Source organism: Eudoraea sp. (genome assembly GCF_049665975.1).
Classification (GTDB): Bacteria; Bacteroidota; Bacteroidia; order Flavobacteriales; family Flavobacteriaceae; genus Eudoraea.
Genome location: NZ_JBATGR010000379.1, coordinates 1 through 2,588, shown reverse-complemented (window position 1 = coordinate 2,588; position 2,588 = coordinate 1). Strand labels below are relative to the sequence as shown.

The following is a 2,588-nucleotide window of genomic DNA, read 5'->3' as shown; positions in this document are numbered from 1 at the left end:
TTACCCTCCTGGTCATATGTCTTATAAAATTCATAAACACCTCCAATGTTATTTGAGACATGTCCCATATCTCTGTTGAACTGCCCAACTACCTGACCGTATAATTTTTCCAGGTCATCGTAATCTTTTCCTTCTTCTTCTGTCCATTTAATTAAATTTGGAACAATCCTTTTTAAATTCTCAATCCCGTATTTGCCTGCTTTTATTGCGTTATCCCCCAAATCTTCTGTCTGAGAACTTGGGTCAACCACATCACCTGCCTGCTGGTGGCCAAAACGGTAAAGCGGGTCTCCGGAATGTTCCATAATCCAACTGTCCAGAATTTTCTTCTCTTCCTTATCTGTTTTGTTTAAGATAGGTTTGTAGCCCCATTTGATGGCATATTTGTCATAAATACCAATATTAGGCATAAGAGCCACATCGCCATCCCCAGGTTGCGCTACATAGTTAAAACGGGCATAGTCCATAATTGATGGAGCGGTTCCATACGTTTTGGTAAAGGATACGGAGCGCAATGAATCAACCGGGTATGCTACGCTGCTCCCCATATTATGGGGTAATCCTAAAGTATGACCAACCTCATGCGAAGAAACAAAGCGTATAAGACGTCCCATAACCTCATCTTTAAAGGCCAGACTCCTTGCATCATCATTTATAGCAGCCGTCTGAACAAAAAACCAATTGCGCAGGAGAGACATAACATTATGATACCAGTTGATATCTGATTCTAAAATTTCTCCACTTCTAGGGTCGCTAACATGGGGTCCATTAGCATTAGGTATAGGAGAAGCTAAATATCTAACCACCGAATATCTAACGTCTTCAGGTGACCATTCCGGATCCTCTTCTTTTGATGGAGGATCTTTGGCCAGGATCGCATTTTTAAACCCTGCGCTTTCAAAGGCAACCTGCCAGTCTTCTATACCTTGCTTAATATACGGCACCCATTTTTTTGGAGTAGCTCTGTCAACATAATATACTATAGGTTTTTTGGGCTCCACCAATTCACCTCGTTTAAACTTTTCAATATCCTCATCTTTTACTTCCATGCGCCACCTATCCAGGAATCTTATTGTTTTACTTTCCTGTGCTTCCAGGCCGTAATCTGTTTGACCTCTGGAAAACCAGCCCACTCGTTTATCGAAATAGCGTCTTTTCATAGGCGTTTTTGGCAAAAGAATCATAGAGTTATTGATTTCTAGGGAGATAGATCCAAGGCTCGCATTTGAAGGTGGGTTAGCCGCGCTGTATGTCTTTACATGTCTCGCCTCAAGATTTAGCGGATAGCTTTTTAATGATTCTATATAACTCCTGCTCTCATCTAACTTAGATACCTTATAACGTTTACGGTAAAACTCCGGCATGCCTATGGCTTTAACATCCTTGATGAATAGTTGATTGACATCAATTACAGTGGCAGGATTTAGAGAATCTTTTTTGAAGGCCTTAATATCAAATGCATATAAAACGGGTTCAAAATTGGAATTTACCACGGCTTCATGGACCGGGAGCGAGTCGTCTGCAACTACATTATAACTAACTACCCGTAATAATACTTTTTTAGGCTTCTTTTCCCAACGCAATACCTGAGTATTAATCTTTCCTCCTCCAAAGCCAATTCCTGATGCCGTTTTAGAGATTCTACTTACCATCAACATTTCTCGGTTAAAAAGGGAATCGGGGATTTCATAAAGATGTTTATCGTCAACAACGTGAACATTAAACAGCCCTTTATCTGTAATGGCGTCTTTGGTAATAACTTTGGAATAAGGCTGTATTTTATCCTTTTTTGAACTTGTTTTTTCTTCCGTTTGTTCTGTATTATCCTTTTTCTTTTTGAAGATTTGGGCATCAGCATTGCCTGGAATACCTAAAGCAAATATTGCCAATAGAAATAATGGGAGAATTTTGTTTGTCATTTAATAGAGTTACAGTTTGTTACGAATTGGCCAAAGAACTGAAAAAATATTAGAAATTATTGTTAATTAAATCATAAGCGTATTTTTTTTTAGAATACAAAAGAAAGGGGATATAAATAATTGTAAATCAATAGTATAAATATAATATGCATTTCGGTAACCAGCTTTAAAAGTTATGGTTTTAGCTGTTAAATAAAAGCTAATAGTGTAACAAATTAATTTTTCGACCGTCTTATATTCAAACAACGATCAACAAAAAACAAATTATAAAATGAACAAATTATTATTATTATGTGGATTGGTAATGCTGGGCACAACCACCACACCGCAAGAAAATAAACTAACTTCAAATTGTTCTGCATCGGAAGATAGTATTCATGCAAGCATAACAGATGTAAATAGTCAAGCATTACTTGCTATGGAGACTGAAACCATATGGAAAGCGCCTAAACTAGTAAGCAGAATTTCGGTAAAAGCACCCGAAGATATTAAAGTGTCTGAAATTGTATTTCTTGAAGAAGAGTCTTCTACAGATTTAGGTTTTGATACAGCGGAGTACCTTCCTGAAGGCTTTGATCCTAATAGCGTTTATTTTGATGTAAATTCTATTGAGTATATCGATGATGAAATGACAGAGCTTGGGTTTGATACGGAAGAGTATTTACCAAC

Annotated in this window: 2 protein-coding genes; one reads left to right on the top strand and one right to left on the bottom strand. The window is 37.4% G+C overall.

Translation table 11 applies throughout. The features are described from left to right. A partial coding sequence (locus WBN20_RS12925; protein ID WP_424281990.1) for a zinc-dependent metalloprotease occupies nucleotides 1-1,919 on the bottom strand: 1,919 nt, incomplete at its 3' end. A gap of 271 nt (nucleotides 1,920-2,190) precedes the next feature. Here WBN20_RS12925 and WBN20_RS12920 point away from each other — a divergent pair. After that, nucleotides 2,191-2,588: hypothetical protein (locus WBN20_RS12920; RefSeq protein ID WP_424281989.1), on the top strand; the 398-nt coding region annotated here is incomplete at its 3' end.